At 61.3% G+C, this 18430-nt stretch carries 28 protein-coding genes and 1 tRNA gene; 2 read left to right on the plus strand and 27 right to left on the minus strand.

The annotated features are described in order from the left end of the window. Positions 1–5: 5 nt before the first annotated feature. The 18 genes from ACVZUB_RS17825 to ACVZUB_RS17910 all read right to left on the minus strand — a co-directional run bounded on the left by ACVZUB_RS17825 (position 6) and on the right by ACVZUB_RS17910 (position 11439). On the minus strand, positions 6–668 hold the full coding sequence (locus tag ACVZUB_RS17825) for a helix-turn-helix domain-containing protein (RefSeq protein WP_482627593.1): 663 nt from the start codon (positions 666–668) through the stop codon (positions 6–8). Further along, positions 611–985: a hypothetical protein gene (locus ACVZUB_RS17830; RefSeq protein ID WP_482627594.1), complete on the minus strand. Its 375-nt coding sequence runs from the start codon at positions 983–985 to the stop codon at positions 611–613. The genes ACVZUB_RS17825 and ACVZUB_RS17830 overlap by 58 nt, the downstream gene beginning before the upstream one ends. Before the next feature lie 143 nt (positions 986–1128). After that, entirely contained in the window at positions 1129–1956 is an 828-nt protein-coding gene (locus tag ACVZUB_RS17835) for a phage tail tube protein (protein WP_054825926.1), read from the minus strand. A gap of 52 nt (positions 1957–2008) precedes the next feature. Beyond that, positions 2009–2404 (minus strand): hypothetical protein, encoded by a 396-nt coding sequence (locus ACVZUB_RS17840; RefSeq protein ID WP_482627595.1) that lies wholly within the window; start codon positions 2402–2404, stop codon positions 2009–2011. Next, entirely contained in the window at positions 2397–2666 is a 270-nt protein-coding gene (locus tag ACVZUB_RS17845) for a hypothetical protein (protein WP_482627596.1), read from the minus strand. The genes ACVZUB_RS17840 and ACVZUB_RS17845 overlap by 8 nt, the downstream gene beginning before the upstream one ends. Then, positions 2666–3025, minus strand: a complete 360-nt coding sequence (locus ACVZUB_RS17850) for a hypothetical protein (RefSeq protein ID WP_134931924.1) — start codon at positions 3023–3025, stop codon at positions 2666–2668. The genes ACVZUB_RS17845 and ACVZUB_RS17850 overlap by 1 nt, the downstream gene beginning before the upstream one ends. Further along, positions 3022–3444, minus strand: coding sequence for a Gp19/Gp15/Gp42 family protein (locus ACVZUB_RS17855; RefSeq protein ID WP_482627597.1), 423 nt, complete (start codon positions 3442–3444; stop codon positions 3022–3024). The genes ACVZUB_RS17850 and ACVZUB_RS17855 overlap by 4 nt, the downstream gene beginning before the upstream one ends. Positions 3445–3465: 21 nt before the next feature. Next, complete coding sequence (locus ACVZUB_RS17860) at positions 3466–3858, minus strand: hypothetical protein (RefSeq protein ID WP_482627598.1); 393 nt, start codon at positions 3856–3858, stop codon at positions 3466–3468. Continuing rightward, positions 3858–4886 carry a major capsid protein gene (locus ACVZUB_RS17865; RefSeq protein ID WP_054825921.1) on the minus strand — a complete coding sequence of 343 codons (1029 nt, stop codon included), beginning with the start codon at positions 4884–4886 and terminating at the stop codon, positions 3858–3860. The genes ACVZUB_RS17860 and ACVZUB_RS17865 overlap by 1 nt, the downstream gene beginning before the upstream one ends. Before the next feature lie 12 nt (positions 4887–4898). Next, on the minus strand, positions 4899–5267 hold the full coding sequence (locus tag ACVZUB_RS17870) for a hypothetical protein (protein WP_054825920.1): 369 nt from the start codon (positions 5265–5267) through the stop codon (positions 4899–4901). 29 nt (positions 5268–5296) lie between these two features. Next, positions 5297–5998 carry a hypothetical protein gene (locus ACVZUB_RS17875; RefSeq protein WP_482627599.1) on the minus strand — a complete coding sequence of 234 codons (702 nt, stop codon included), beginning with the start codon at positions 5996–5998 and terminating at the stop codon, positions 5297–5299. Positions 5999–6045: 47 nt separating this feature from the next. After that, on the minus strand, positions 6046–6705 hold the full coding sequence (locus ACVZUB_RS17880; protein ID WP_054825918.1) for a VG15 protein: 660 nt from the start codon (positions 6703–6705) through the stop codon (positions 6046–6048). Next, entirely contained in the window at positions 6686–8173 is a 1488-nt protein-coding gene (locus ACVZUB_RS17885; RefSeq protein ID WP_209447583.1) for a phage portal protein, read from the minus strand. The genes ACVZUB_RS17880 and ACVZUB_RS17885 overlap by 20 nt, the downstream gene beginning before the upstream one ends. Further along, a complete protein-coding gene (locus tag ACVZUB_RS17890) occupies positions 8173–9990 on the minus strand; it encodes a hypothetical protein (protein ID WP_482627600.1) in 1818 nt (605 codons plus the stop codon). Before ACVZUB_RS17890 ends, ACVZUB_RS17885 begins: the two co-directional genes overlap by 1 nt. Continuing rightward, complete coding sequence (locus ACVZUB_RS17895) at positions 9962–10327, minus strand: hypothetical protein (RefSeq protein WP_287487710.1); 366 nt, start codon at positions 10325–10327, stop codon at positions 9962–9964. Before ACVZUB_RS17895 ends, ACVZUB_RS17890 begins: the two co-directional genes overlap by 29 nt. A gap of 147 nt (positions 10328–10474) precedes the next feature. Further along, on the minus strand, positions 10475–10783 hold the full coding sequence (locus tag ACVZUB_RS17900) for an HNH endonuclease (RefSeq protein WP_482627601.1): 309 nt from the start codon (positions 10781–10783) through the stop codon (positions 10475–10477). Beyond that, positions 10783–10929 (minus strand): hypothetical protein, encoded by a 147-nt coding sequence (locus ACVZUB_RS17905; RefSeq protein ID WP_482627602.1) that lies wholly within the window; start codon positions 10927–10929, stop codon positions 10783–10785. Before ACVZUB_RS17905 ends, ACVZUB_RS17900 begins: the two co-directional genes overlap by 1 nt. Positions 10930–11049: 120 nt before the next feature. Further along, positions 11050–11439, minus strand: coding sequence for a hypothetical protein (locus ACVZUB_RS17910; protein ID WP_482627603.1), 390 nt, complete (start codon positions 11437–11439; stop codon positions 11050–11052). A 302-nt stretch (positions 11440–11741) separates the two neighbouring features. Here ACVZUB_RS17910 and ACVZUB_RS17915 point away from each other — a divergent pair, with 302 nt between their 5' ends. After that, positions 11742–12062, plus strand: a complete 321-nt coding sequence (locus ACVZUB_RS17915; RefSeq protein ID WP_387405895.1) for a DUF2510 domain-containing protein — start codon at positions 11742–11744, stop codon at positions 12060–12062. 89 nt (positions 12063–12151) lie between these two features. Here the strand turns inward: ACVZUB_RS17915 and ACVZUB_RS17920 are convergent, their stop codons facing one another. The 4 genes from ACVZUB_RS17920 to ACVZUB_RS17935 all read right to left on the minus strand — a co-directional run bounded on the left by ACVZUB_RS17920 (position 12152) and on the right by ACVZUB_RS17935 (position 14192). Next, positions 12152–12529 carry a hypothetical protein gene (locus ACVZUB_RS17920; protein WP_482627604.1) on the minus strand — a complete coding sequence of 126 codons (378 nt, stop codon included), beginning with the start codon at positions 12527–12529 and terminating at the stop codon, positions 12152–12154. A gap of 31 nt (positions 12530–12560) precedes the next feature. Beyond that, positions 12561–12633 (minus strand) — tRNA-Cys (locus tag ACVZUB_RS17925). Positions 12634–12996: 363 nt separating this feature from the next. Further along, positions 12997–13683, minus strand: a complete 687-nt coding sequence (locus tag ACVZUB_RS17930) for a hypothetical protein (RefSeq protein ID WP_482627605.1) — start codon at positions 13681–13683, stop codon at positions 12997–12999. A gap of 74 nt (positions 13684–13757) precedes the next feature. Then, a complete protein-coding gene (locus ACVZUB_RS17935; RefSeq protein WP_482627606.1) occupies positions 13758–14192 on the minus strand; it encodes a DUF6221 family protein in 435 nt (144 codons plus the stop codon). 1211 nt (positions 14193–15403) lie between these two features. On the opposite strand from ACVZUB_RS17935, the gene ACVZUB_RS17940 reads away from it, so the two are divergent. Beyond that, entirely contained in the window at positions 15404–15592 is a 189-nt protein-coding gene (locus tag ACVZUB_RS17940) for a hypothetical protein (RefSeq protein ID WP_064443960.1), read from the plus strand. A gap of 323 nt (positions 15593–15915) precedes the next feature. On the opposite strand, the gene ACVZUB_RS17945 is transcribed toward ACVZUB_RS17940, so the two are convergent. Genes ACVZUB_RS17945 through ACVZUB_RS17965 form a run of 5 tightly spaced genes read right to left on the minus strand, consistent with a single transcriptional unit; the run spans position 15916 to position 18359 of the window. After that, on the minus strand, positions 15916–16260 hold the full coding sequence (locus ACVZUB_RS17945) for a hypothetical protein (RefSeq protein WP_482627607.1): 345 nt from the start codon (positions 16258–16260) through the stop codon (positions 15916–15918). Next, positions 16257–16712, minus strand: a complete 456-nt coding sequence (locus ACVZUB_RS17950) for a hypothetical protein (protein WP_482627608.1) — start codon at positions 16710–16712, stop codon at positions 16257–16259. The genes ACVZUB_RS17945 and ACVZUB_RS17950 overlap by 4 nt, the downstream gene beginning before the upstream one ends. A 2-nt stretch (positions 16713–16714) precedes the next feature. Continuing rightward, positions 16715–17218, minus strand: a complete 504-nt coding sequence (locus tag ACVZUB_RS17955) for a hypothetical protein (protein WP_482627609.1) — start codon at positions 17216–17218, stop codon at positions 16715–16717. Continuing rightward, entirely contained in the window at positions 17215–17727 is a 513-nt protein-coding gene (locus tag ACVZUB_RS17960) for a hypothetical protein (protein ID WP_482627610.1), read from the minus strand. Before ACVZUB_RS17960 ends, ACVZUB_RS17955 begins: the two co-directional genes overlap by 4 nt. Continuing rightward, positions 17724–18359, minus strand: a complete 636-nt coding sequence (locus ACVZUB_RS17965) for a hypothetical protein (protein ID WP_482627611.1) — start codon at positions 18357–18359, stop codon at positions 17724–17726. Before ACVZUB_RS17965 ends, ACVZUB_RS17960 begins: the two co-directional genes overlap by 4 nt. Positions 18360–18430 lie beyond the last annotated feature (71 nt).

The following is an 18430-nucleotide window of genomic DNA, read 5'->3' on the forward strand; positions in this document are numbered from 1 at the left end:
GTTATTCAGTTGTCATCGAGGTGCTTCCACGTCTTACGTGTCACAATCCGGCCGATTGTCGACCGCGAAACGTGGAAGAGGGCAGCAAGATCGGCGTAGGTGCATCCACTCGAGGCGAGCGCGCGCACTGCCAGAACTTGCTGCGTGGTGAGCTTCGGCGTCCCTGGTTTGAGTTCGTCGTCGAAGGTTTCGCTGGATTCGGCGTCGAGGATCTCGGGTCGGTCGGCAATGGCGAGCGGAACCTGTTCCCGGTTGTCCGCCTTGAGTCTCTTGCGAAGCTCAGAGACTGGTAGCACCGTTTTCGGCTTGCTCTCCTCGGGCGGTGTGACGCCCGGGCGTGGCATCGGCTCAGGGCGCTTCGCCTTCGAATTGCCTCCGCGCTGCCAGTTTCCGCCCTGGATTCCGTCAAAGATTCCAGCGAGCAAGTGTGCGTGCAGATCCCAGTGAAGATCAGGATTCTTGCGGCGCATATACGCGCCGTTCGGTGGGGGGTACTTGAGGTAGCACTTGAGGTCCCACCATGAGAGATTCGCGGTGCCGAGGAAATCCAGCGATCTACCCATCGGGAGCAGATCAGCTTGGATCGCCTCGGCAACCTCCTCCTCGTCCTCTAGGTATCCGAGGAGGCTGAGGATTCCCCCACTGGCGTCTTCGACTCGTTTTCCCAATGAGTGTCGATCTGGCCGAGCTCACCGTCGGTGAGCTTCTCGAGGATCGCGTAATCCCTGGCACTCACGTGGAGGCTGAGCATCTTCAGAACGATGTCTCGGCCAGAGCGCCGCACTGGCTCCAACGGCTTCCCATCTTCCGGCTGCGGCTCGTTCTTGCCCGAGAGCCAGTCGTAGAACTTCTTGGACTTTTCGACCGGGAAGTACTGGATCTTCGGAACCGTGAAGAAGAGCGGATTCTGACGCCCCTTGATCGGGATCTCGAACTCGATCTGAATCGAAGGATCGTGGGCAGGAGTGACGCGGAAGATAGCCATGGTTGGACCAAGCCTTTCGAAAATGAAATAGCGCAATGTCGACTACGTGAAAGCGTTTGACGGACGGGCCTGTTGGTGTCCCGCCCCGTGAAGGGCAGGCCCGGTCCAATGGTGTTGACACCTCACGGGGCGGGAGAATGCGGTCAGACCGCGGCGACGGTCACAGCGCCGGGAGGAGTGAGACCGGATCCAGACGCGGTCACGAGACCGGCGCCGTTCTTGAACACGACCGTGAACGGACCACCGGTAGAACCGGTCACCTCCACGTTGCCGGCGCCGACGGTCGGGAGAGCCTCAAGCGCGGTCCTCACGGCTGCGGCCGTCGGATTGAATGCGATGCCGTCCGTGGTCTCGCCGTCGACGTACACGTTCCATGCACCCGCAGTAGAACCGCCAGGCAGCGTGAACAGCTTCGTCACGGAACCATCAGCGGAACTGATGGTCATGACCGCGTTGTTGCCGTTCTTCTCGAACGAGGTGATTTCCACTTCGTACGAGATCGTGTCGGTGTGCACGTACACACGGTCGCCGGTCAAGCTCGGCTGGCCGTCGGGAATGTAGTTCCGCACGTTCGTGTCCTCATCGACGGTGTCGAGGACCCACGAGGAGTGTGGCAGCGTCTTCTTGTTCTTGTTGACCGTGATCACGTTGCCGGAGACCACGACGTTGCTCTCACCGAAAACGGTCTTGAGCACGGTCGCGTTCTTGGACTCCATGAACTTGAACTTGAAGACCAGGCCGTACTTGGTCTGAAGGACTTTGACGACCGCGCCACCGAAGGCGTTCTTCTCGGTCTTGTCTCGGGTCTCCGACTCGGTCATGCCGTCCTCGCCGACATAGCCGTGATCGAGCCAGGCGGGCGGAAGGGCAGAGCCGGCCGGGCCGGGCGCCGGAGTGCCGAGCGGAGAACGGAACACGACGCCGTTGGCGAGCGGTTCGGAGGTAAGGATGTTGCCGGCAGAAGATGCCATGGGATGCCCCTTTCAGGCAGAGTTGGCCGTGCCGCGAATGGCGGTGCACGGCCTACGAAGTGATGTGTCCCCTGATGTCGAACTGCAGGGTGAACTGGTAGCGCGGCGTCGACGATTCGGGATCCGGAAACGATTGCGGGACACCGATCGTGGTCACCTGACGGATCCTCGGCTCGGTCGAATCACGCTGCGCTGCTTTGAGAATCGAGAACGATCGCTCGGCGAGCCTGCGTGCGCGGTCTTCGTCGTTGTCCCAGCATTGGAAAATCACCATCCGCGAGGAGAGGATGATGTTGCGATCACCACCGCCTGCAGCGCGCGCTGTGACGGACCTGTTCGGCCGGGGCACTGGGACGCGGGTCGACACGTCCGTGTTGTCGCCGAGCTTGTCGTAGAGATAGTTCGTGACGATTTCTTCGACAGGGTCGAACTCGATGACCTCAACCACTGGACGCTCCCGCGGCGCGGATGAGGTTGTTGTGCTTGGCTTCCGATCGCTTCGCCTGCACGGTGGTTGCCGCAACCGATACGAATCCGCGGCCCTGCGGCCGCTTCTGCCCCTGCACGGACGAGAGGGTGTACCCGGCAGCGTTCCCGCCGACCGCGGCATGGACTTTCTCCATCGTTCGATGCAGATGACCCATGACCTCGACGCCGCGACGGAGTTGCTCGAGCGCGTGGGGATTCCAGACGATGTCAGCTTTGCTCATCAGTTCTCCACTTTCTTCAGTGCGATTGAGCGGCCGGGCGTGAACCCGAATGGGCCTTTCGTCCAATCGGAGTCCTCGCCGTCGACTTCGAAGTCGTGGTCGTAGCCGGGAATCACGACGCGATCGAGAGCACTGATCGTCACCTCCGGCGGTGCGAGCACCACGAGGCCTTCTATGACCATGTCTCGGTTCGGCTGGTTCGGCTCCGACATGCCGTAGTCCGAACGTGAGCCGTAGCCGTACACGAGAGTCGGTTCCGGATCGGACCATGATTTCTTCCGGTTGCGGCCGGCGTCGAGTTCATCGGACTGCTGGAACCGACGGATCCCGATCGTGTGAGCTCGAGGAAAGGGCTTCACGAGAACCACTCCGTGTCAGGAGTTCTCGATCGATACGCACCCGGAGGCGTCATGTCCACGGAGAACGCCCGCGTCTTCCGCTTCGGGATACCGAGTTCTTCGCGATCGTCATCAGTCAGTGTGAGCGCACCAGGCTCGGCGCCGCCGTATGTGGTCGACGTCTGAAACGGGCCGGCGCCCTGCTGGACACTGCGCACACCTTCGGGGTTCTGAAGGTGCCGGATCAGCATCCGGGCAACGACCTTCTTTACTCGGATCAGTGGCAACTTGTTGGCGGTGATGCGGTCCTCGATATTCGGATCCGCCCGAAGGATGTCATCCTCCGCGTCGGCGATCTTGACCGCAATCTGCTCGTCCGACGCCTCGGTCGGAGGGCCGATCCAACGGTCGCGAACATCCTTCGGAATTGTCCATGCCATCGGGTCGGCACCTCCTAGTTTTTAGTTGTTGGTCGTAGCCTTGGCGGGTCGACCGCGACGCTTGGGTGCCGCTGTTACAGGCTCGGGCTCGGGCTTAACCGTTTCCGGCTCGGGCTCCACCGTCTCCGGTTCAGATACGGATTCCGCTGCGAGGTCGGGCGTCAGCTCCTCTTCGGTGGCCGGCGCACTTACGGTTTCCGGAGCGACCTCTTCCGTTACGGTCTCGGATTCGGTTGTCGTCTCGGTCTCGACCACGACGGGTTCCGTGACCTCAGGCTCGGGTGGCGGGCCGTCCCAGGCCGCAGGATTGGTGATCCTCGCAGCAGCCCAGGACGGAACCGCATCACTTGGCCCGAAAACATGACCGACGCCCGACTCGTCCGCGACATGCACAGAGGTGATCAGGCGTGCCATCAGAGAACCTTGGCGATCATGGTCGCGTTGGAGTTACCCAGGATCGGCAGACCGATTCCCGAAGCCTTCGTCCAACGACCGATCGGATCCGGATTGACGTACGAGCCGACGACAATGCCGGGCGCCTCGGTCTCGTCGATCGAGTATTCGGGTTCGATCGCTTCTGCGGTGATGCCCCACAGGGTTTCGCCCAGCTTCGCCGAGGTCGTGCTCGATCCGCCGATGTAGAGAATCGAGTCATCCGGAATCAAGCGAACGGCATTGCCGTTGTAGTCCTCGACCTGCGCGTCGCACACCTCGAATCGAGGATGTCCGAACGAGGTGAACAGGGCCTGGACCGCCTCGAGTGTGACGATGGTCTGCGTCGAACCGACGGGGAGAACCATTTCGCGGATCGCTTTGTTGCGCATCAGCGAAGACAGAACGCGCTGCGAGGTGATCGCCCGACCGGGGTTACCCGAGTTCGAGACACGGAAGACCGAGAACCAGGACTCCTGATCGAGGACCGGATCCGCGAGTCCGGACCACAGGGTGGCCGCGGTGACGGAATGTCCGGGCTTGCGGTCGAAGTCGGCCTCGATCTCCAGGCCGTCCTGCGCCAGGCTGACCTTGCCGGTCACGAGCGCCTGCGCCTTGGCGATGATCAGGCGAGTGCGAATCGCGTCGGCCAGCTCCACAGCATCCTTGAGGATGTAATCGAGAATCGCGGAATCTGCCTTGCGCAACCGCAGACGGTCGTACTCCCCCAGTAGTCGCTTCTCCGAAAGAGGAGGCAGCTCACCGGAAATGCGAGTCAGACCCTTGCGGGGCGACTGCGGAGCCTCGGTGTCCCAACTGCGGAACTTCGCCGACCGTTTCAGTCCGTGCTGCGTGATGTTCGCCCGGAAATCCACATCGTCAATGAGGACATCAGGGAGAAGGTTGTCGATCACCGACAGGTCGTTGACCGGCTGATCGGCAAGAGCCTCACGGGTGTAGCCCGTCAGCTCCGCCGGAGTGATGTAGTCGCTATTGAGCACAAGTGCCATTGCTCAGACTCCTTAGAAGTATCGGATGCTGCGGGCAGTTGCCTGGCCGGCCGCATTGACGGGGGACGGCAGCTTCGCCGCCAGGATGGCGCCGTGCCAGTGCAAAGCGCCGACCACAACAGTCGCGCCGGCGGGGATCTTCACCGCAGTGAACAGATGCCCCTCGATCGGATCCTCGTCGCCGTTCTTCCACAGGCCGTAACGAGTGCCGACCTTCTTGAGCGGGTGGCCGGACTTGAGGTAACCCTGGGGGTAGTGAGTGGCGGGCGTAAACGTCGACACGTCGATGTTGACCGGTCGTGCCGTGTCGGTGCCGTGTGCCGACGCCAGCCAGGACTGGTCATCCTGACCGAAGCGTTCGGTCCTGATATTGAGATCCATCTGGATCCCTCCTTCTTGAATGTGTTGGTCTACTTGGAATTTCGTTCCTTGTAACGCGCCCTACCTGCCGAGACAGTCGATTCCGTCTTCTGGTGGCCGGGGTTACCTTGCTGCGGGTTGGGCAGCGGACCACGGGGAACGCCCGTGAGCGGATGCGCCGCCGCGACTGCCACGATCTCCGTGGTCACCTTCTCGTTGAAGTCGGCGGCTGTGGGGTCGAGGTTGAGCGAGGCGATCCTGGCCATGAACGATCGGGAGTCGATCAGCGAGCTGGGGTTCGCGCCCTTGGTTGGAGCGAGCAGCAGAATCGCGTTCTCGACCTTCGCTTCGCGTTCACCCTGCCGTGCGGCAGAAAGGTCCGTGGCGAGCTGCGCGGGATCCGGTGGCGTGTTGCCACCTTCGCCGGTGAAGGCCCTTTGAATCTGATTCCACTTCTCAGCGGCGTCATGATTGTCCTTCGCTCGCGTCTCCCACTTGCGGGAGTGGTCGAGTTTCTCCTTCACCTCGGCCGGCGTCATACCTTCGAAAACCTTTGCCCAGTCGACCTCGTTGGGCTCGGGGTTCGGGTTCGGCTCCGGCGCCGGAGCCGGAGCCGGAGCCGGATTGGGGTTCGGGTTCGGATTCGGGTGCCCCTCCGGATCTCGTCGGGGGTGACGCCGTGCGGCGCGATTACCCGACGGGAAGAAAGGATCCGAAATAGCCGGCGCAATGATCGTTCGATGAATCTTCATTTCTGCTCCCGTGCGGGATAGGTCAGCACCGTGCGGCGCCGAAGGAGTTAGGAAGAACCGAGAATGACTCGCATCTCGGCGAGAATCGCGTCCGTACCAGTGGCCGTACGCGAAGCTTGGGTATACGCCTCATCGAAGCGCTGATAGTGGGCAGGCCGATCAAAGGACCTGCCTGGCCGCACTTCTTGCGCGCCGCAGCGACAGTTTCCGTGAGCGCGAAACCCCACCGTTGATTCCAGGTAAACGGCGCCGCGCGTACAGAGCATCGCGCAGAATGCGCAGCACTTGCCTTCGGCAACCCGCTCATAGCGCGCGCCAGGCTCTGCCTTCGCATTGTCGAAGATCGTCTGCCGATTGCCGCTCCAGATCGCTTTCTGCGCAACCTCAGCCAGCCGGGCAAGCGCATCCGCGCCACGAGCACCCATCGCCCAATCAGCCGAAGACAGCAAGCCCTCCGACGCGGGAAGTGGCGACGGCTTCGCTCGATAGGGCAAGTTCGGCGCAGACTCGTCATACCAAGCAGCACCCAGATTCGACGCAGCAGCGGCATACGGATCCGTCACCGCGGGCAACGAATTCACCATCACCGATCGGAACTCCGCGGAAGGGAGACCCTGCGCCGTGTCCCAGACGTTGACGATCTCATTGATCGCCAATCTGTCTAGGTGGCCCAGAATCTCCTTCCGTTCAAGCAGGCTCGTTGGCATTGCGCCTACTCGACAACTCGATCACCTGAGGGTTTGAAACTTGGCCAGCAGCCTTGCGTAGAAGGTCGGGAAGCTCCGCTGCCATCGCCAGTCGCTTCTCCTCTGTCAGACGTAGCTGGTCCTGCTCTGAGAAGCCCATGTAGTCGTACGTGACAGGCGAGTCCGGACGCAGAATCCCTGAGCCGACGAGCTTTTGGCCGGCGTCAGCCGTCGCAGCGCGCGTCGGAGTCGACGCGTCTCGCCATCGAACACCGATCTTGCGGAACGCGTCCGCGTCTACCTTGCCGTCACGAGCGAGTAGCGACAGGAATGCGATCTCCCGCCAGCATTGTCCGAACGTCCCTTGGCGACGCTCCGCGCGCTTGACAAGCCGATACTCGGCCTGCCTGATCGCATCCGCAGATGCAGGGTTGTCGGTGAAGAAACCGAGGTAGGTCGAGGGGATCCCAGCCTCGGCGGAAATGAGCTGGGAGTACATCTTCACTTGGTCGATGTACGGGGTTGGCGGCGCCGGGTGGAACTCGCCCACCGATGGCATTTGCCCATCCTCGGTCCTCGGAATGACATTGAAGCGACCCATCGCCGCAGTCCAACCGGCGAGCCGCTTCTCGCTGGCCGACGAGTCTTCGGAGACACCGAACTGCTCCGGCTCCGCACCCAGCGCATATCGCGAAGGCGCAGTGTAGAACTCGCGATTGATTTCCACACCCAGCATCGTGCGAATTGCAGCATCGGTGTAGTACATGACCGGGCGAGTAATCTCCGATCGGCCGTCGAGATCCGACGCTCGATCACGATTGACCATCCGTGACATGAAAACCCGACCCGCATTGTGATCATCACGCGAGACGACATCGAGCTTCTTTGTGCGCCCGTTGCGTTCGAAGCCGATCGTCGAATTGGGCAGATACAGCGTTTCCATCTCGACTGCACCGGATTCTCCACGAGTCTGTGACAGTCCCGCGAGCGCCCGCCGCGTCCGATGGTTCCGCAAAGTCGTTGCCGAAGAGGCGGACTCCACAGTGATAAGTACGTCCGGTTCACCCTGACTGGTGTCGCCGCGGCCCACCGTCACGAAGTCGGTTCCGGCGATCAGCGCGTCCAAATGCGCCCGACCAGCTTCCACGTCGAGACTGTTCTCGCGGAAGATGTCGTCGAGTCCCATGAGGTCCTGCACCGACGTCCAGCCGAGCAGGTCGATGCGCTCCTCGAGAACGTCCGCCACCGTCCCAGGCCAGCCGAGGGCCAAGCTGAGGTCTTTCAGGCCGGGAGGGACCGAAATATCGAGCTGGCGTGTTTTCTGCTTGGCCTCGTAGAAATCGTTCTTGATCTGATTCTTAGCAGCGAACTTTCGGATCTGCGCGCGCAGCTGCCCGACGAGGCGTTCCTCGTCGTCACTGAGGGTGAGAGTCCGGAGCGAGAGAGCCGCGATGCCACGCCCGCCGAATAGCTGCGAAAATCCTTTCATCACAGGGTGACCGCCTTCCGCGAACGCGATGTCGCCTTGATTCCGCTGCGGATGGCAATGCGCCACATCATTCGAGCGCCAACCGCACACACCGCGCCGTCGACCTTCTTCTTCGACTCGCGGTGTTCCTTGCCGAGACCGACGCCGATTCCACGGGCGGGGCGCCGGCGCGCGTTCTTTACGTGCTGTTGCAAGATTTTGTCTCCGTCATGAGGGATCACGCCCGTACTCCCCTCCATCGCGCCGTTCTTCACGTCCGAGGTGAATCGCTCGGCGTGCTCGATGAACACCTTCATATGAGCCGGTGAGCGCATGTCCCAATTGATCAGGTGCGCAGAGTCTCCCGACTTCACTGCCGGGAGTAGCCGCAGCTTCTGTGCGTACTTCTGAGCCCAGGCGTCGGCGTACGGCTCCCAATAGCGTTCACCTGTTTCGTCATCGCGAGCGTCGGAAAGGTCAGCCCAGAAGCCGACGACCGAGTACTTAGCGAACGTCTCGTGAACCCGGACGTCGACCGCGTCCCGATTGACGATCCAGTCCTTGTCCTTCGGGCCGCGCTGCCAGATACCGATCCGGAATATGTACCCGTCCGACATTCGGCACCCGACCAGGGCGGTCGCGTCATCGGACTTCGATCCGTCGAAGAACATCACGATGCGATCGCCGCGCTCGAGCACACGAGGATCAGCGTTGGCGTCCCAATCCTGAGGAACCACCCAGGCGTCCTCGGCGGCCGTGATCTGGTTGTACCACTTGCGCCTTGACTCGCTGGGAGGGTTCGCAGAGTTCAGGATCGACTTGACGATGCGACCACGCGGCTTGGTGTCGAGCCAGGTCGAATCGCCCGCGATTGCGCGCACCACATCGGGTGCCGCCTCGGCACTGAGTGGCGCTTTCGGTGGCGCTTCCAGCGAGTCGTACAGCAGGCCGAAGTCCTGAAACTCCGATTCCTCGCCCTGGGTCGCTTCCCATGCTTCGCGAACGACCTGCCCGACCGAACCCTCGTTTGGGCGAAAGGCATTGCAGATGTCCAGCATCCGAGCCGTGCCGTCTTCGGACTTCGCAGCGTTGCCCTCGATGGCGCCCGCCATCTCGTGGCCGCCGTTCGACGAATTCCAGTTCTGCGTCTCGCCACGAATGATTAGCGTCGGCCGGCCGCCCTCGATCGCCATCGCCGACGAGGTCACCGCTTCGATCTGCCGAGTGTCACCAAGGCCGTAGAGATTGACCTTGCCGATCTGGATCCCGTAATGCTGGCGAGTTTCCGCCGGCACCAACGACGGCAGGAGCTTCATCGTGTTCTTGGTCTGCTCCTGATTGACCGCGACAATCTGCACCCACGCGTTCGGCTCCTCGCGACCGATCGGACGATCGCCGTCCCAGTGATCGAACGTCACCTCGGCGAAACACGCTGCGAGCGCGAGACATGCCGCAACCGGATCCTTGCCCCAACCCTTCAGCCTCTGCAGGACTGCCGAGTGATACAGGAATCCGCCGTTCTCGTCGACCGCGAAGAACCAGAGAATAAAACGGGTTTGCTCGGGAGTGAACTGCCATGGCTGACCGCGCTTGTCCCTGAGCCACTTTCCTGCCCAGGCGAGGACCCGCCATCCGAGACTGGCCTCGGGCAACACCCAGCCGTTTTCGTCCCACTGCCACGTCGGGCCGATCTTCACCGGCTCCCACAACAACCCCGTTGGTGGAGTGGCGTCGTCGAGCTGCTCCTCGTACCAGGCAATGATCTCGGCGAACTCGGAATCCGCAGACTTGATCAGAGTCGCCGCGCGACTACGCGCCACGCCTGGACCACCGGGCATTCGCCGCGGTCCTGGCCGAGGCCGACCGCTCGCCCGCCTCCTTCTCGACATTGCCATCGTCTGGCAACTTCAACTGCCGCATCAACGACGACAGAACAGTCCGATGCTGACGCACCTCGGACACCAGCGGATTAACGACCGGCTGCCCCGTCGACCCGATCGTCATGATGTCGTCGTCCTCGAGCCACTTGACCATCGAGTCGATCAGGTCAGCCTCGCGACAAGCATCTTCGAGAATCCGAAGCTCGTCCGGGCGCAACTCGTATGCACCGGAAATTCCGGACCAGAGCTTTTTTCCTGCCGCGCGAAAGCCTGCCGGCGCTTTTGGCTTGACCATCGCAGACCTCCTCCTCGCTCCAAAAAACCAGAAGCGGAGCACGCATGTTTTTGACTGCTATGCCAACCGTGGGCCCGTGGGGGTGGGGGTAGGGGCATCCCCCCAGGGGGTCACGGGGCGGGCCGGAGTCGCGGCGCGGAGGTCACGTCAGCGTCGGCCCGGGTGGGGCTCAGCTGGTCGGAGGCGGCCGTTCTTTGCTCGTCCAGCCTGGGCCTCGCGTTGAGTTTCCACGGCGTGACAAGGCAAGCAGAGCGCCTCTCCGTTGGAGAGCGTGTCGGTGCCCCCGGACCTGGTGTTGACGATGTGATTGGCCTCGATGTCATGCGGTTGGGCCGTCGCGCTGCCCTGATACCCACACCTCTGACACCGGTATCCGTCACGCGCTTTGACCTGCCTGGCCCAGCGTCGGTGGGCTGCGGTGCTGGTTCGGCTGTGGCCTCCGCGCTCCCAGGCCATCAGTGGGCCTGCCCATCACCGGTCAGCAGTCCGAACCGCCCGTTCAGGGTCGCAGTGAGAACGGCGACCGCGGGTTTGTTCGCTCGACATCGCTCGCGTCGGAGATGAACGACATCGTCGACGATCATGTCTTCGAGTGCTGGCATGCGTTCCCGCCTTTCACTTCCGGGTTCGACATGGGCACGGCGCCGGCCGCCGCGGCGATTGACCGCGACAGCCTGCCGTCGACGTGGCCCGCGTCTTCTGGGTCCTTCGGTCGGGGTCGGCTACCCGACGGAGGGAAGACCCTTGCGGTGTCGCCGGTGGGAGTAGCCGCGGGCGAGCCACGAATCGCGAGGGATCCGGACGCGGACCGACTCGGTCACGAGGGTTCCGTCACTGGCACCGGTGAGTTGTGGCCAGCCGTCGGCGTCCGGGACGAAGCGATCGACCTTCAACCAACGTCGGCTGATTTGACGAACTGATTCGTCGAGCGTCCATCTTGCGCTGGCACCCAGTACCCGGGTGGCCTCCTCGTAGTGCGGGGTACCCCGGCAGAAGTACGGGTCAGCCTTGGTGGGGGCCAGGACGATCCGGAGCATCCGTTCGATTCGGCGCATGGCCTTCTCACCCTCACGTCGGGGAATGAAGTACTCCGGGAACTCAGAATTACTCACAGCCCGGGACTGTCCATCGACTACCTCTGCCATTGTTGAACCTTCCTCACAATGTCTGCACGGAATCCATCGGCCACACCCTGTGCAGAGATACGGCCCGGGATCGATGTTTGGTTGCTCGGCGGGGAAGTCGGACCACTTCGCATTCACGATCTCCACATCCGCACAAAACCTTCGATTGCCCAGCGGATCAGCTTGAGCCTCGGCATCACCACACCACCGTTCCGCAGGTTGGGATCTAGACATGGACGCGCTCGGCGAGTGGCACGATGTATCCACCGACGAGAGAAGTGAGCTGAACCGTGAATGATGGCAAGGGATTGAAGATCGCCAATCTAGTTGCATCAGTTCTCGTCTTGTTGTTCCTGCTCGTGATGGCGTCAGGTCTGTACTGGGCTGGAAGCGGCCCGATCTTCGTGCTGCTCTCACTTGCTGTCACAGGCGGCGTGATCGCGTGGGTTGTGTTGGCAATCCGCGGACTCGTGGTCAAACCAGCGCCGATCCACCACCGCCCCGCGGGGACCTTCATGCCCGCGGGCTGGTACCCCGATCAGCAGGATCCGTCTCAGGTTCGCTGGTTCAATGGCAACGAATGGACCGCGGCAACACTGCCCCGTCGGTGATATCCCTGGATCGTGCGAGTATCAGATGACCCAGAAGTCAATGAGTGCGAAAACGATTCGGATCGCTTCGATCAGATCGAGGATCGTGGTCATGCACTGACCTTGCAGAGTTGAGCGAGCGCCTCCTGCGCTTTCGCAAGGCGTCTGTCTGCCAGCCTCTTGGTGTCGTTAGCCAGAGGGCCGTGCTGATCTCCCCATATGCGATATATCTGTTCTCTATGCGCCGTGGCGTAGTTGACATCCTTCTCGGCCAGCAGGATGTCAGCCTCCCTCACCTTCGGCAGGGCCATCTCGTCAAGCTTGGCTGCAACACCATCGACGATCGCTTCGACGTCGACGGGAGGGAATATGCCGAACGTCGTCGTGCGGGTAAACGCGACGGTCGCAACGAGTTCGAGGACGACCTCGCGTTGCTCATGGTTCATCGAGCGGAGAACCGTGCCGATATCGTCATACGTTCGACTCACTTCAGACTCCGATGATTTGGATGAACGATTGGTGGTCGGGCAGGACTCGAACCTGCAACCTTCGGATCTGCGACCCGCCGCTCTGCCAATTGAGCTACCTACCATTGAGGCCCCGCCTGCAGGCCGGGGCTATTCAGTTGTTCGGCTACCGATCTCCCCGGATCACCGTGTGCCCCACGACAGCGGGGACGTTTGAGCCCGCCCAGGCAGCAGCGCACTACGGCGGGGGCCGTCTTGGTGCGAGCTTGGATTCCATATCCGGCGCGTGAGCAGAACCGGATCGGCGACTTTGACCTGAGCGGAAGATTGTGGCGTTGATTCCCGGAGCACCCACCGGTGATGTTTCGGCTAGTGCATCGACAGATCCAGACGCGCCCCTGGATGCAGAAGGGGCGTGAGACTGATCCTTTCGGATACCTCTCACGCCCTTGCGAGCGAAGCTTAACACACTTGGCGTGGTTAAGGTTTCACGCCGCTTCCTTCCCGCGGCTTCGACTCTTGTGCTCCAAATGCGCGTCGAGGACATCGCCGAATCGGAATAGCTCCGCCCGGGTTGCAACGATGCACCGCGTGCCGAAAATCTTCTTCGCTCGGCGAAGAGTGTTCACTCGCTCGGCCGTCAAGCCCGCATACTCCTCACCCATCCCTCGTGCGGCCTTCGCGATCGCGTGCCGATGCATTTCGTACTCGCGTGCCTCGTTCACTGCGTCCTCATCGAGCTTTGGAATCACTTCCTCTCGCGGCGGACGCAGGGTCGCGAACCCAGCCGTCACGACGTTGCGGATCGCGTCAAGCGCTTCTTCGCTACCGGGAGTGAGGGCAAGTGCAGCGACGTTGCGGTCGAGCCACTCCGCCAGCTCCAAGGTTTTCGGCGGCGAGAAATGAACTGGCGCACGCTTCTCCCACTCGCGGAGCGGCCCGATGAAGTTGGCCGAGTGCGTGCATCCTTCCGGCCAGTACCAAATCCCGCGGGGCTCACACACGAACCGCACCCATGTCGCCAACTCGTGATGCAAGGCTGTTGCCGCGTCGGATACTCGCGGATTGAACGGCAACGGTTGCGCCTGCTCAACTCGGCCAACCCGAGGTCCACCGGACCCGAACTTCTCGTGTTTGCCGACAGCTACGTCGAGACCGGCCATGAGAGTTGGCACCGATCGCAGGATCTCGACAAGCTGCCTCTGTCCAATTCGATCAAGATAGAAGTGATCCGCTTCAGTACCGAAACTCAAGGTCGCCACTCCTCGCGATAGTCGGGATGGTCGGCGTACGACACGGCGAGAAGCTGCATCGACTCCCAAAGTCCAGGAAATATCCGGATATTGACCATACCCTGCCGCGCCTTTGCCACAATCCCCCGCTTCGCTGCTACCTCACCGAGCACTCGCGCCGGATCGTGGCGAGCAATGTGCCTTGCCTGCTCGGCCGTGTGCCCACCCTCGTCGTAGATCGTGATTCCGGCGCCCTCGATCATCTTCAGATCGTTCGGGTCGCAATACGAATCGGTCCGCCATTCTCCGTCGTCGATGCCGGTTCGAACACGCCCTTGGGTCTGCGGGTCGTACCGACTTGGGTGCTGGATGGCAGCTTTCGCCACCGCTTCATCCTCCGCGATCCGCGCTTCGAAGAATTCAACGAAGGCGCGGAAGCTAGCAGTATCCATGCTCATCGTTCCCCCTTGAGTGCTGATGTGGCCATTACGATCCCCGCTTTCAAGCCGTCGGACACTTCCGCCCAATCCTACCCGATTCTATCGACATACTCAACCAATTTCATTGTGTATCAATGTCTTTCACGATCCATCCATTACCAAAAGTTCGAGCAAGTCATTCGGTTCGTCGTCCACAGGCACACTGTGGCATTCGCACGGGCAGCGCCAGATGTGCGATGGCCGGATAACGGTTGGCCATCCGGCCGGAACGGCGGTCTTTCCGTTGGGCTTGTTTCCGATCGTCACGTAACACTCGGGCGACCAGACTCCGGACTCTTGCGGTCCGCCGATGCGGTGGGCGCACTTTTCGTGTCGCCCGGTCGTGCACCACCCAGAGGTCCCGTATTCACATGCGGCGACCATGTCAAAGTGTGCGGCAACCGAATCAGTCACGCTTCATCAACCTCCACCATCTCGATATTGCGCTTTACGTAATCCGAGCACCTGTTGCATCTTTCAATCACTCTGCCCAAGTGGACAATTGTCCTAAATTTGCACGAATCACCGAAACCAAACCGAGTTCCCCATTTTCACCCTCGATCCTTTACTGTGTGTTTGCGCACCTTTTCCAACCGGTTGGAATTTATAGAGTCACTACCGAACCGCGACATCGAGACAGTCCGGACCAAACGACAGGAAAACTAATGCGAATGCCGATACGTGCTCGAAGGATCCTTCTGAGCGCCGTCACCACAACCGCCGTGGCTTCTGCCGCCTTGTTTGGCACTAACGGAATAGCGTCTGCTCAACCAGTCTCGCCCCCGACCTCGATCGTCGATGTCCAAATCATCAGTCCCCCAACACCGCCTGCCGTAGCGATCGAAACGCCAGTCGATCCAGTCGCGCCAGTCGCGCCAGTCGCGCCGGTGACACCGGGAGAAGGACAGGTAACACCCCAAGCGCTCCCAGTCATCGCCGCGGCTGCTGTCGCCTGGTGCGCAAGTGGCGCCCTCGGCTCCGTCCCCGCCACTGCAATCAGCAACTTCCTCGCCGGCACGAACACAGCGTGGACCAATTACATCTACGGAGTCGTAGCTGGCTGCGCGGCAGGTAATATCGGGTCCCTTGCATGGAAGCTACTGCCGCAGTTCTTGAAGAATCAGGCGATCAATGCTGCTGTGTGGCATTGGAAGACGTTTATCGCCCGTTGGTAAGGATGGTTCATGAAAACACGCCTGCTGAAGGTTGCAACCGCATTTGGATTGCAGTTTCTGGCCTTACTGATCCTGTTCCTCGTCTTGGCGATCCTGGGGATTGACGGGACTCCGAGCTGGGTTTACGCGGCAGTCGGAGGTTTCATATTCTGCTTCGCGTTGGCCGCTCAACAGGGGCGACCGTCCGAGAAGGAATAGGCGAAGGGATGAAAGTCCCTTTCCCAGTTGGTGTATCGCTGCCAGGGCAGTCGGGCAGCGATACACCGGCAAGGGATACACATCAAATGCGTACCGACAAAGGCAAAGCGCACTCCCGAGGAGCCCTCCCATATGAAGCGCATCTGTACCGCAACCGTTGGCACAATGATCCTCATTGCCGGGCTTCTCGGCGTGTGGTCGACCATCTTTTTCGTCGAGTTCGTCGCCGACCATATTCTCGTAACATCCGCTGTTGCATGCGCTGCATTGATCGCTGCTGGTGCGGGTCTCATGATACGAGCGTTCTCCCGCACTGCGCACCTTCACGGAGAATTACCCTCAGAGGACTTGAAGGGTAGGAACTCCCACTCGACGTAGTCGTTGCAGAACTCGGTGCCGATCGGGCCGCTCATGCCGACTCTGTATTCGCAATCGTCGAGAGCACCCTGCTCGGCCATTGGGCTGATGCAGTCGTTGTCGAACCAGTGCTGCATCCAGCAGAGTTCGTGCGTGACTTTCGGGTGGTGGTGATCGTCGTCCCAGCTCTCGCAGTCACATCCGGGGTAGTTGTGGCAGGCGGACTCGGTGCCACCGTGGCAGGTGAATTCGATCCGTGGGTGCTCTTCGTCGCCGGTGATGGTGACTGTGTGTAGTGCCTTGGTGCTCATTGCTGTTCCCCTTCCACCCCTGCGCGGATGAATTCCTCTTGCAGAGCTGCGCGGATGAGTCGTGCGGCTCCCCATTGCGCTATGAGATTTCCGCCTTGTTGGAAGAGGTCACCTTGCAGCTTCTCCACCCTGGCGATCGTGGCCTCGGCCTTCGCGACGCGCGCTTCGGCTTCGAACCGCGCCGCTTCTTCTTTGCGGATCTGAGTTATGCGGATGCTGGCCCGCTTGTTTGCGGCCTTCACTCTGGCTCTGGCGCGAACATTGACTTCCGTTATCTGCCCGTTGGTGTGCTGCTCCTCCACAGACGCGAGATGTACGGCATGCTCTTTCACGAGTCCGCCAACCCAGTCGCATCCGTTGCATTCGGGATAGCGGACGGCTTCGTTCAACTCGACCACGCGCAATGTGTGCGCTGCGATGAGGTCGCTCAACCCCGGATCAGGCGAGGTCACGTTCACCCCTCCTTGGCTGCAGCGAACGGGGCGAAAGAGCGCATATCCGTCGGGGTGAAGTCGGCAACCTTGTGTCGTTTCCCGTCCTCCAGGACTCGAAAGACTTCTCCACTTACCTTGCGATACCTGTGGTCGAGAAAGCTGGAAATGACAGTGACGTTCTCGGGCACCGCATCCCATGTTGGCCACTCGGTTTCGGTGGGTACAGGGACAATCGGCGAAAGGGACGACTTCTGCCAATGCTCACCTGGGGCCGTGGTGTGGTCACCGTGATGCCCATCAGCAAGTGCGCAACGGTAAACATGATCGCCATCAAACTTTGCTGCGCATGACCCTGGCTTCTCCTGGATCTCGTAGACGGTGCGGACCATGTGTGCGGCGCGCTCGAGCAGTGTGTTGATCTGCTCTCGATTAGAGCTACTCCCGCACCCGTATCGCGTCGGGCCTTCCTGACTGACTTCGATGTCGCCAAGAGGCGATGTGACATAGATGCGGACCGTGCTCATGAGTTCTCCTGTGCGTTTCTGCGGGCGATTTTGGTTGCGAGTCGTGCGACGTCGTAGGCGGACCGTGCGTGTCTGAGTTGGCCGCCACCGATTCGGGCTTCCCATCCGGCTTTGCGTCGCTCGCCGGGTGAGACGAGCTCGCCGGGGTAGGTGCCGAGTGGTTGTGACCCGTTTTTATTGGGTCGGATCTGGGTGACGTTGACGGGCCAGTCGACTCCGAGGACTGCGCCGAGCACTTCGGCGGTGGCGAGCAGTGCGGTGGGGTCGACTGCGGCGCGGCCTTTCATGTGCCAGCTGGGTCGGGTGATGGTTTCGACGGCGATGAGGTCGATGTCGTGGATTTGCAGGAGGGCCGCGCCGGCTTCGAGGACTGCGAGGACGTAGCGCCGTTCTGCGGGAAATATCTCCCCTTCTGAGGTAATGGTCTGGTGGGCGACGATTTGGTCGCCTGAAAGGACGCAGAGCCCCGTTGCGCGCGCTCCGGGATCGATCCCGAGGACGGTTCTCACGATTCCGCCTTCGCTGCCCGGTACTTGGCGATGCCCCAGACGATCGCGTGCAGCGATCGCAGGTAGTGCACGTCGTAGTCCATGAACGACCATTCCCAGGTGTCGTAGAACTCGAAGTCGCCGCCCTTGAGGCCCCGGTGGCGGAAGTTGTGCAGCGCGCTTCTGGCTTCGTTCTCGTACTCGGCGTAGTCGAGAACGTCATCCTTGATCGCTCGCCACAGTTCGACGACGTCGCCTTCGTAGTCGCGCCGGCGGTCCCAGAAGTCCTCGACGACGAGCTGCGTGAAGATCTCCGACGAGAACTCCCGCCACTGCGAGGTGCCCTGGATCTTCTCGCCCCAGTAGTGCGGGTTGATCCCACCTTCGGATTTGTGGCCGCTGCCGGCGAAGAATCCGAACATGTCCTCTTCGCGAGCGAAGTGGAACGACTCGAGGTCGCCGGTGACGACGAGGTGGCCGGGCCAGGTGATCAGATCCCAGCCGTAGAGGCCCGTGCCGGGCTTGCGGAATCGGAGGTGCCGGTACAGCTCGTCGTCGCGGAGGATCGTCATTTCGTGCTCGGTGACCGACAGGTCGAACTCTCGCTTGGCATGCGCCAGTAGGTCTCGTCTTTTCGTGCCGACTGCTGACATCGATTTTCCTTCGTTCATCCACATCCACAAGTGAGGTACTCACCTAGAGCAACCAGAAGGATTGGTATGTG

This window comes from Rhodococcus sp. OS5, from assembly GCF_056837585.1.

Excerpts from the sequence above, each read along its gene's own strand:
- ACVZUB_RS17865 (WP_054825921.1), bottom strand. The coding sequence starts at position 4,886 with ATGGCACTTGTGCTCAATAGCGACTACATCACTCCGGCGGAGCTGACG.
- ACVZUB_RS17885 (WP_209447583.1), bottom strand. The coding sequence starts at position 8,173 with ATGAAAGGATTTTCGCAGCTATTCGGCGGGCGTGGCATCGCGGCTCTC.
- ACVZUB_RS17945 (WP_482627607.1), bottom strand. The coding sequence starts at position 16,260 with ATGAGCACCAAGGCACTACACACAGTCACCATCACCGGCGACGAAGAG.
- ACVZUB_RS17900 (WP_482627601.1), bottom strand. The coding sequence starts at position 10,783 with ATGGCCTGGGAGCGCGGAGGCCACAGCCGAACCAGCACCGCAGCCCAC.
- ACVZUB_RS17935 (WP_482627606.1), bottom strand. The coding sequence starts at position 14,192 with ATGGATACTGCTAGCTTCCGCGCCTTCGTTGAATTCTTCGAAGCGCGG.
- ACVZUB_RS17860 (WP_482627598.1), bottom strand. The coding sequence starts at position 3,858 with ATGGCACGCCTGATCACCTCTGTGCATGTCGCGGACGAGTCGGGCGTC.
- ACVZUB_RS17965 (WP_482627611.1), bottom strand. The coding sequence starts at position 18,359 with ATGTCAGCAGTCGGCACGAAAAGACGAGACCTACTGGCGCATGCCAAG.
- ACVZUB_RS17880 (WP_054825918.1), bottom strand. The coding sequence starts at position 6,705 with ATGCCAACGAGCCTGCTTGAACGGAAGGAGATTCTGGGCCACCTAGAC.
- ACVZUB_RS17905 (WP_482627602.1), bottom strand. The coding sequence starts at position 10,929 with ATGCCAGCACTCGAAGACATGATCGTCGACGATGTCGTTCATCTCCGA.
- ACVZUB_RS17890 (WP_482627600.1), bottom strand. The coding sequence starts at position 9,990 with ATGCCCGGTGGTCCAGGCGTGGCGCGTAGTCGCGCGGCGACTCTGATC.
- ACVZUB_RS17845 (WP_482627596.1), bottom strand. The coding sequence starts at position 2,666 with ATGAGCAAAGCTGACATCGTCTGGAATCCCCACGCGCTCGAGCAACTC.
- ACVZUB_RS17870 (WP_054825920.1), bottom strand. The coding sequence starts at position 5,267 with ATGGATCTCAATATCAGGACCGAACGCTTCGGTCAGGATGACCAGTCC.
- ACVZUB_RS17835 (WP_054825926.1), bottom strand. The coding sequence starts at position 1,956 with ATGGCATCTTCTGCCGGCAACATCCTTACCTCCGAACCGCTCGCCAAC.
- ACVZUB_RS17855 (WP_482627597.1), bottom strand. The coding sequence starts at position 3,444 with ATGGCATGGACAATTCCGAAGGATGTTCGCGACCGTTGGATCGGCCCT.
- ACVZUB_RS17955 (WP_482627609.1), bottom strand. The coding sequence starts at position 17,218 with ATGAGCACGGTCCGCATCTATGTCACATCGCCTCTTGGCGACATCGAA.
- ACVZUB_RS17875 (WP_482627599.1), bottom strand. The coding sequence starts at position 5,998 with ATGAAGATTCATCGAACGATCATTGCGCCGGCTATTTCGGATCCTTTC.
- ACVZUB_RS17830 (WP_482627594.1), bottom strand. The coding sequence starts at position 985 with ATGGCTATCTTCCGCGTCACTCCTGCCCACGATCCTTCGATTCAGATC.
- ACVZUB_RS17895 (WP_287487710.1), bottom strand. The coding sequence starts at position 10,327 with ATGGTCAAGCCAAAAGCGCCGGCAGGCTTTCGCGCGGCAGGAAAAAAG.
- ACVZUB_RS17940 (WP_064443960.1), top strand. The coding sequence starts at position 15,404 with ATGAAAACACGCCTGCTGAAGGTTGCAACCGCATTTGGATTGCAGTTT.